Raw genomic sequence first — 8,310 nt, forward strand, 5'->3', positions numbered from 1 at the left:
ACAGGTCGGCGCAACGTTTACAACTACTTCCCGCGCCAAAATAAAATGCCGTTCAGTCGCTTAACTGAACGGCATTAGCGCCGCCGCGTGCCTTTTCCAAATTAATCAAGGCCTGAACGGCAGCGGAAAGGACGTCCTGGGAGACCGTCGGCGTGCTCTTCACGAGCTCACGCGCGAAGGTGGCCACCTCAGCGCGACCGAGTTGCGATAACTCTTTAAACTGCTCGCGATTGCGAATTAGCGCCTCTTCCGAGCTCTCCTCCACTAGGGTCGAAGACAAAGACGCAAACACCTTCTGGGCATATTGCCGAACCGCCGCGAACAGCGCGTCAACGGCCGGCCCATTCTTGAATCGAGCCCAGTCCGGTTCGATCTCCGACATCCAGCCATCACTCGTCTTGACCACAATCGAATAGCGCTTTGCAAATCGAGCACGACCGTCAAGGACCGCCTCGGAGCCGACAACCCAACCGGGCGTGCCGACCAAACGACCATTCACCCAGAACGCAATCCCTTGGTAGATCGTCGATTTGCCAGCTCGCGTTGAGTCCACGACGTAGGCCTCCGCCGGCGGACACCCTTCGATCGAAAGATTCATTCGCTCAATGAGCCCCGTTTGATCCGCCAACTCTACAGACTGTCCGTTGACCCGCACAACGAACTGCGGATCGTGCAGAAAGCGGGCGGACAGAATGTCGCGAATTCGGTCCGGGTTGGGCAGATGCCGCTCGACCATCACCGAAAGCTTCGTTCCGTGGCCCGCTCGCAAGAAAGCGCCTTCCTTCTCGATATTAAAGGGCGACTCCTGACCTCGCGTTCCGATCTCAAAGCTCGCGCCCTTATCACCGCGCCAAGTTTCGACCGAATATTGATCGGCGAAGCACAACAATCCATGACGCCCGACGCCATTGTGCCCATAAGCCCGCCGCCGCCACCCCTTCCGCTCTGGCGGGAACTCCACGTTTGAGCCTTGATGCTTGGTCCGGTCAAAACCGAGTTTCATCCACCGGGCCCTGAACTGGGCAGCCGTCATGCCGTGGCCATCGTCTTGAACCGTCAAGACGAGGCTATGCGTGGGCGGAATAATGAGATCGACCAGCGATGCTCCTGCATCCCAAGCATTAGCCACCAGCTCCGTGAGCGCAATCTCCGGGTCGTGGGCGATATGGCCCAGGGTGCGGACAAGATAGTTCTCTTCGAAGAGCGACCCCGTCGAGTCGTCCACCTTCCGTTTCGGTTTTGCCATTTCATCCCCGCACTTTATCTGTTGCTCTTCTTTGTCTTTATTGGCCAGCGGTTTGCCGTACTTGCTGCGACAGCGAGTGGCAAGATGAACCAAATCGGCCGCAACACCACTCACGACCGCGTGATTATCGCGCGAATCCCGGAATCGCAGACCTCGCGCCTCCCGCCGCAGCGGCGCAGCGGCGCAGCCAAGGAAAGGTCCTACCGAAAGCAAGGCTTCGACCATGGACGGCAGACGTTCACCCGCATAAAGCCGTGCATCAGCTAGTTGCGAAGCCGCTCGGGACGGACGCCTATATCCCTCGATATACATCGGGTACCGCTTACAGACTGGCTTTCGATGATCGACTTTGTGTTCAAGGCATTTCCTCGGCCGGGAACGGTCGAACTGCTCAACACTCTCTCCCACTCGGAACCCGCGACGACCGGACACCCGTGCGCCCGCAGGTATGGCGGAAAGTGACATTCGCTTCTCGTCTGCCGCAAATACCGCAATGAACTCTCGCACGCGTTCATCGAATTTGGACGAGCTTACCTACGTGACGAGGATCGGAGCGCTTTCACACCGGCTGCATACCAGCAAACCTTCTTGCCGGCATCCAATCCCGAAGCACGTCTCCATGGGAAAGATTTGCAGTCGGATGGGAATCCCTCACTCGCTTCGACGCCGCATCCTCCAGAGAACGGACAGGCAGTTGCAGGGAGAGTATCGGTCGCGTATGCGGAGCCATCTTGACCAAGGTGAAGTTGACTGAAATGCAATGCTGACTGCAGTGCGCCCAGACATTGAATTGTTTGGTCAGTTCGCGCGACGACATTAGGTCCATGCCAGTACATGTCGAACCTTCCCTCGGGCTTACTCTGGATAACCAAGCAGTCAAGCATGGTGCTTACGGCCCGTTTGAAACCGTCCGTCGTCATCGTTCCCGACAAGAAATCTAATTCTGGTGCCCAACGACTCCGACGCAGCTGCGCCCCGGCCTCAGCTAGTTTCATGTACTCGCCCATAGCCGTCCAAATCACATCGCCCTGACTCAGGTCGGTCCGTTGCGTCCGTATGTCGTCAAGCACTTTGGTCGAAGCCTGATTCCACTGAGGACGGACGTGATTGAGAACCTGATCGACCGAAGCGGTCGAAGCCTTGAGGAAACGACAGATTTCAGACAGGCCAAAACCAGCAACGTTGCAATGTAAGGCAGAAACTCCAATCGCGATGTAGTCCTTGGCCGACAAGTCTCGACCTGACCAACTGCGAACAAGCACACGGTACGCGAGATAGGGAAACGCTTTTGTTGCCGCATCCAATGAATCGACCGGCTGACCGCCGAGGCGACGCATTTCGCGGTCGATCTCATAGGCGACGCCCTCCGTTATAAAACTAAGGCCGATTGCAAAGCACTCACTCTTCTGTTCGCCAGATGCCTCCCGCGCTGTGAAGGTCGCGTGAATAGTGTCGACCAGTCCACCCTCGACTAGTTCAGGCGCGCCACACTCCCATGTGCGGATGTCGGTGCAATTCTGCATCTCCCGTGCCGAGGTCGCCCCAAGCTGCGTACGCATTACTGCCCCTGCAAGACGAAGCCAGTCGAGCTGCTCGGCCTCCAACGCCTCGCCCCCGAGGAAGTGCCCGCAATCGTTGGCACCGGCGGCCAAAGCTCTCAGCAAAATCAGGTTTGCCACTAAGTACGCCTGCCCGGCCGTCGTCGATGCGTTGTGTAGAAAATGGACGTACTCATGCGCATGGAACGGAACGGCGAAAGGTAGCGGATAAGCATCGGCAGGTTCGAGATCGAACATGCTTTCCATTCGATAGTAGAAGGCGTTCTGTCGGTAAGCTCCTGCAGCGGCGCTGCTCAAACTATCAAACTCTGAGGGATTTTCCATTCTGATGTTTATCGTGCGTGTGATCGGAATTTGACTTCGAACGAAAAAATGACCTTGCTCGTGTCGCGGCTGTTCCCCGGTGGCGGGAAGTCGGCATCGGAAACTCGCGATTGAACTGTATTTCCAGTTACGCGAGTACACTGCAAATTTCCGCGCGCCGCAATTTTTTGCGCTACCGTTCCGGTCGAGATCATCGATTATATGGGCCAAAAGGAACAGAGGCGACGCTTACGCTCAATCGGAAACCGCTCGATCAGTCATTCTTGCGCAATTGAGCGCTCGCGTGCAAAGTCCCGCGAAGGTATTGCCAAATGTCGAGTTGACTACCTGATGATGGCCGAAGAGGGCCGAAAGAGTCTGCCTTTGCCTGCCCTCGCCAGCGCAACCGCACTCGCGGTGGACCATCAAGTGCGCTAACGCTGCCTCACGAGAATCAGCGCTAGCAACTTAGGCCACGGTCCGCTTCTTCGACTTCCCTGGAACCCTTCCGACGACGGTGCCTCGATGAGTGAGGTCGCGTTGCCGTGAAACACGACGAAAAACGCCAACCGCTCGAGGTTGGCGTTTTGCTTGAGTATCACCGGTATCAGAACTGATTCATCGTGTTGCCTTTGCCCGCCGCTTTCAGGGCCGCGTCGCCGCTGAAATACTCCTTGTGGTCGTCGCCGATGTCCGAGCCGGACATGTTCTGGTGCTTGACGCACGCGATGCCCTGACGGATTTCCTTGCGCTGCACGCCAGCCACATAACCCAGCATGCCCTGTTCGCCGAAGTATTCCTTGGCCAGGTTGTCGGTCGACAGCGCGGCGGTGTGGTAAGTCGGCAGCGTAATCAGGTGATGGAAGATGCCCGCTTCGCGCGACGAATCGGCCTGGAAGGTGCGGATCTTTTCGTCCGCGAGCGTCGCCAGTTCGGTCTGGTCGTATTCCACGCTCATCAGCTGCGCGCGGTCGTACGCCGACACATCCTTGCCCGCGGCCTTCATCGCATCGAACGCCTGCTGGCGGAAATTCAGCGTCCAGTTGAACGACGGGCTGTTGTTGTACACCAGCTTCGCGTTCGGGATGACCTTGCGAATCTCGCTGACCATGCCGCCGATCTGCGCGATATGCGGCTTTTCGGTTTCGATCCACAGCAGGTCGGCGCCGTTTTGCAGCGCGGTGACGCAATCCAGGACGCAGCGTGCTTCGCCCGTGCCGACGCGGAACTGGAACAAGTTGCTCGGCAGACGCTTGGGGCGCAGGAGCTTGCCGTCACGCTTGATGATGACGTCGCCGTTGCCCAGTTCGTCGGCCGACAATTCTTCGCAATCGAGGAAGGAATTGTATTGATCGCCCAGGTCGCCCGGCGTGTGAGTCACGGCGATCTGCTTGGTCAGGCCGGCGCCCAGCGAGTCGGTCCGAGCCACGATGATGCCGTCGTCCACGCCCAGTTCGAGGAAGGCGTAGCGAATGGCGCGGATCTTGGCCAGGAAGTCCTCGTGAGGCACGGTGACCTTGCCGTCCTGGTGACCGCACTGCTTCTCGTCGGACACCTGGTTTTCGATCTGAATGCAGCACGCGCCTGCTTCGATGAACTGTTTGGCGAGCAGATAGGTTGCTTCCGCGTTGCCGAAACCCGCGTCGATGTCGGCGATGATCGGCACGACGTGCGTCACGTGGTTGTCGATCTTTTCCTGAATGGCGGCCTTGGCCGGACCTTGCGCGGCATCGAGCTGGCGGAACAGGCCACCGAGCTCACGGGCGTCGGCCTGGCGCAGGAAGGTGTACAGCTCGCGGATCAGCGCGCTAACGGAAGTCTTTTCGTGCATCGACTGGTCCGGCAGCGGGCCGAACTCGGAGCGCAGCGCGGCGACCATCCAGCCGGACAGGTAGAGGTAACGGCGCTCGGTGCTATTGAAGTGCTTCTTGATCGAGATCATCTTCTGCTGGCCGATGAACCCGTGCCAGCAGCCGAGCGACTGCGTGTATTTGGACGGGTCGGCATCGTAGGCGGCCATGTCCGCGCGCATGATCTTGGCGGTGTACTTGGCGATGTCGAGGCCCGTTTTGAACTTGTTCTGGGCGCGCATGCGTGCCGCATATTCGGGATTGATGGCATTCCACGCGCTGCCTTGCTGCTCCTTCAAACCAGCAACCGCCTTGATGTCGTCTTGATACTGGGCCACGTGAAGCTCCTAAGAAGAAAGTGTGTCGAAAAAATGGTGGAACCTGCCGCTACGTAAGTCGTAGCGAAATCCATGACCAAATGGTACCGGCGTCCGATGCCGTTTTGGCGAAGTCTTATATAAGACATAAGACATATTTTGTTGTTTCTTTTCAGCGAGATAGGAGCGTGTTTCCGCGATGCAAAACAGGCTCTCAAGACTTGAAAAAGCTACGCTGCGAGAAGTTCAGCAGTGTTCCGCATTGTGAAAAGTGCTTTCGGGATAGCGCAGCGCGACAAGACGGCGAATGCGGGATGGCCGGCTGGACATCATCAAAGCGATCTGTAGGCACGACGCTCGAGGTCGCTTTCCCGCCGGGCGCAGGCCGCTAAAATGAGCGACCCGAACACCTCGCCGAGAAGAGAGACCGCGCATGGAACGACAAAGCACGAAGCGCTATTTGATTGTGGAGGCGATGCCCGACGGGGGCGTGCAAGTGCACGAAATGAAGAAATGGTGTCGGCTGCACCCCGAGCAAACGCCGCCCGGGATGTCTGCGGCGACCAGCGGCGGCGATAATTCGCAGCGACTGCGCCGGGGCTTCGAGAAAATGGGATGGAGCGTGATCGAAACACCGACGGAGGTGCGCATCCAGCGCCCAGGCGCCGCGGGTCAGGCCGAAGAACTCCTTGGCGACGTGACAGACGACGCAGAAGCCCTACCCGAGTCCAGTGACGACTCGGAGTCCCTCGCGGACACCGTCTTTCACCTAGAACGGCAGTTGCAAGAGTTCATCGCCGACAACCTCGAATCGATCCCGGTAAACGGCAAGCGCCTGCACCTCTATTCCGACGGCGTGTCGGCCGGCCGCGAGTATCTCACCAGCAGTGGCCGCCGGATCGACATTCTCGCCGTCGACGACGACGGCAATTTCGTAGTTTTCGAGCTGAAGCGCGGCGAGGCGCCGGACAAAGCCATTGGCCAAATCGCGAGCTATATGGGCTGGGTGTCGCTGAACCTCGCGCGCGGTAAGCAGGTGAGCGGCGTCATTGTCGCGCGCTCCATCAATGAGAGCTTGCGCGAAGCGATCGCAGTCGTGCCGAACGTCTCGCTCTTCGAGTATCGGCTCCGATTCGACCTCAACGCCATTGGGACGGCAGAGGCTGCCCTGCCAAAGGAATCCTCCGCCCCGGCCGCTGGCTGAGCGACGCCCTGTCGTATGCTGAGCTGCGTGCTCGTCTGACCGCGGCTTGTCGGCGTGGCATCGTCTACAGGTCTCTCAGGGCAGTCGCGTGCGGGCAGCCAGGAAAGAGTCGGAGCGCGGAAATCGCCGGCACGGCACTCGAGTTATTGGAACAGGGCTGGGCGCTTGCTGCACGTATCAGCAAATCCATCAGGCCCAAATCAATGCCGAGTGCCTTCGCTCGCGAGGCCGAGGGTCGCTTCCGTTCCACGGACATTGAGATACCACCTTCTGCGGCTGTTTTCGCTGAAGCAGCCCGAACGCAGCTCATATTGGTGGATGCCGAACCTGTCTCACAACGAATGCGGATTTCATCCCGCAGTAGGCTCACTGCTCCGTTGAAGCGCCAGCGTCGTTATCTCTTGCGCACGCCGATCGACGTTGATACCTTGGACGCAACATTTGCGCCGAGGTGTCCACATGAGCCCAAAGCCTCTTCCCGCCGACTTTCCGAGGACCACCTCGCAGGGCGCGATTTCCGGGGCGCAGCCCAAGCTCTTGCTGCGAAAGGTCGGTGGCATATACCAAGCCGGACCGACCGATGACGAGGTGTATGAGAGGTTCGTCGTATGTGATGATCTCGCCGAGCAACTGGCAGCGTATGCGTCCCGGAAGATGACAGCAAACGCGTGGTCCTTGGCAACGACGATGGCTAAGGTCGAGGCAGGAGTGCTCAAAAAGGTCCACAGTGGAGTATGGGACTTTTCAACCGCGGAGGTAACCTGGACGATCGAGCGCACGCGCCAGATTTTGACGGATCGTGTCGGATCAGGCTCGAACATCCCGACCCAAGAACGAGACGACAGCCATGAAGAATGACGGCATGTCCCTCGCGCGGGTCTTTAGACCGGCCCTCGCCAATGCTTTTTGTGAACAGGCCGCATCTGATGTAGAAAGGCGGCAACGCCACCATGATGCTTGAGGTCCTCACGTCTTAGTCCACATCAACCGGGACGTCGTCGCGATGGTTCAGGTATTCCTCCCAGCGCCGAGTCAATAGCACTCTAAACAAACTGTGTCGAAGTGGCACGGTCCAAATGTCGTATATCTCGCCGTCCTCCTCGTCCCATTGCCAATTTCCGTTTCCAGCCAGCGCCGTCAGGCATATCCACATGTGTGTGCTCGCTTCCTCCCCTCCGGCGTAACAAAGCTTATGTGCAGGGTCAAATGGGCCGGTGTCTGTAGGCACATCCGCAGTGCAGATGAGCAGCTTTCTTTGCGTTCCATCGACAACTTCAAACCTAATCGGTACTCGCCCAGCGAGGTTCCATCTGTAAACGGCCTCCCAAATTTCCGGGTCGTGTCTGTCAACGAGCCAGTATATTTCGACATCGCGATAACGCAGACGGATAAACTCAGGTTGGCGAGTCTCAAACCATCCAAAAGTGAGCTGCCCTCCTTCCTCGCACGACGCAATGAAATCCGCCAACGACGCATCTATCTTAAAGGTCAGAACCGGAGTATCGTCTCGCATTCCGGCCAGCTCAAGCGCTCTACTTCCGAGCGCCCACAGCGGTAATAAGGCTTCCGATTCGACCGTTCCGCCACACACATCAATATCGTCGTTCATTTCGTTCATATCGATTCTTGCCAGACCGCGCCGTCATCCTTCGCATACTCAAACATTTTCGACATCAAGCCGTACCAAAAATAGAAGCGCTTTCCGAGTGCCACCGCTCTAACATGGCGGCCTCAAAAGCGAGGTGCAACACCTATATCTCGTATAAGGTGTTGCAATGCCCGACAAAACTACTTCATACCAGCACCTTCAACCTGAAGAACGCCTCGCCAT

6 protein-coding genes are annotated in these 8,310 nt (G+C 58.0%); 2 read left to right on the forward strand and 4 right to left on the reverse strand.

Annotated elements, in window-relative coordinates:
* Positions 1-52 precede the first annotated feature (52 nt).
* The 3 genes from AWB75_RS35555 to AWB75_RS35565 form a co-directional block, all read right to left on the reverse strand.
* Positions 53-1,471 carry an ATP-binding protein gene (locus tag AWB75_RS35555; protein WP_159462848.1) on the reverse strand — a complete coding sequence of 473 codons (1,419 nt, stop codon included), beginning with the start codon at positions 1,469-1,471 and terminating at the stop codon, positions 53-55.
* A 305-nt stretch (positions 1,472-1,776) separates the two neighbouring features.
* Positions 1,777-3,042 carry a hypothetical protein gene (locus AWB75_RS35560; protein ID WP_143746657.1) on the reverse strand — a complete coding sequence of 422 codons (1,266 nt, stop codon included), beginning with the start codon at positions 3,040-3,042 and terminating at the stop codon, positions 1,777-1,779.
* A 673-nt stretch (positions 3,043-3,715) separates the two neighbouring features.
* Positions 3,716-5,296 carry an isocitrate lyase gene (locus tag AWB75_RS35565; RefSeq protein ID WP_061128621.1) on the reverse strand — a complete coding sequence of 527 codons (1,581 nt, stop codon included), beginning with the start codon at positions 5,294-5,296 and terminating at the stop codon, positions 3,716-3,718.
* Positions 5,297-5,708: 412 nt separating this feature from the next.
* Between AWB75_RS35565 and AWB75_RS35570 the strand changes: the two genes are divergently transcribed.
* Both AWB75_RS35570 and AWB75_RS35575 read left to right on the forward strand, forming a co-directional pair.
* Positions 5,709-6,479 (forward strand): endonuclease NucS domain-containing protein, encoded by a 771-nt coding sequence (locus AWB75_RS35570; RefSeq protein ID WP_061128622.1) that lies wholly within the window; start codon positions 5,709-5,711, stop codon positions 6,477-6,479.
* 459 nt (positions 6,480-6,938) lie between these two features.
* Positions 6,939-7,337, forward strand: a complete 399-nt coding sequence (locus AWB75_RS35575) for a hypothetical protein (protein ID WP_061128623.1) — start codon at positions 6,939-6,941, stop codon at positions 7,335-7,337.
* Positions 7,338-7,452: 115 nt separating this feature from the next.
* Here AWB75_RS35575 and AWB75_RS35580 read toward each other — a convergent pair whose 3' ends face one another.
* On the reverse strand, positions 7,453-8,097 hold the full coding sequence (locus tag AWB75_RS35580; RefSeq protein WP_061128624.1) for a hypothetical protein: 645 nt from the start codon (positions 8,095-8,097) through the stop codon (positions 7,453-7,455).
* Positions 8,098-8,310: the final 213 nt, after the last annotated feature.

This window comes from Caballeronia catudaia (assembly GCF_001544755.2).
In the GTDB taxonomy this organism is placed as follows: domain Bacteria; phylum Pseudomonadota; class Gammaproteobacteria; order Burkholderiales; family Burkholderiaceae; genus Caballeronia; species Caballeronia catudaia.

Bases quoted from the DNA above. Each gene is read 5' to 3' on its own strand.
- AWB75_RS35555 (WP_159462848.1), bottom strand. From the start codon at position 1,471: ATGGTCGAAGCCTTGCTTTCGGTAGGACCTTTCCTTGGCTGCGCCGCT.
- AWB75_RS35560 (WP_143746657.1), bottom strand. From the start codon at position 3,042: ATGTTCGATCTCGAACCTGCCGATGCTTATCCGCTACCTTTCGCCGTT.
- AWB75_RS35570 (WP_061128622.1), top strand. From the start codon at position 5,709: ATGGAACGACAAAGCACGAAGCGCTATTTGATTGTGGAGGCGATGCCC.
- AWB75_RS35575 (WP_061128623.1), top strand. From the start codon at position 6,939: ATGAGCCCAAAGCCTCTTCCCGCCGACTTTCCGAGGACCACCTCGCAG.
- AWB75_RS35580 (WP_061128624.1), bottom strand. From the start codon at position 8,097: ATGAACGAAATGAACGACGATATTGATGTGTGTGGCGGAACGGTCGAA.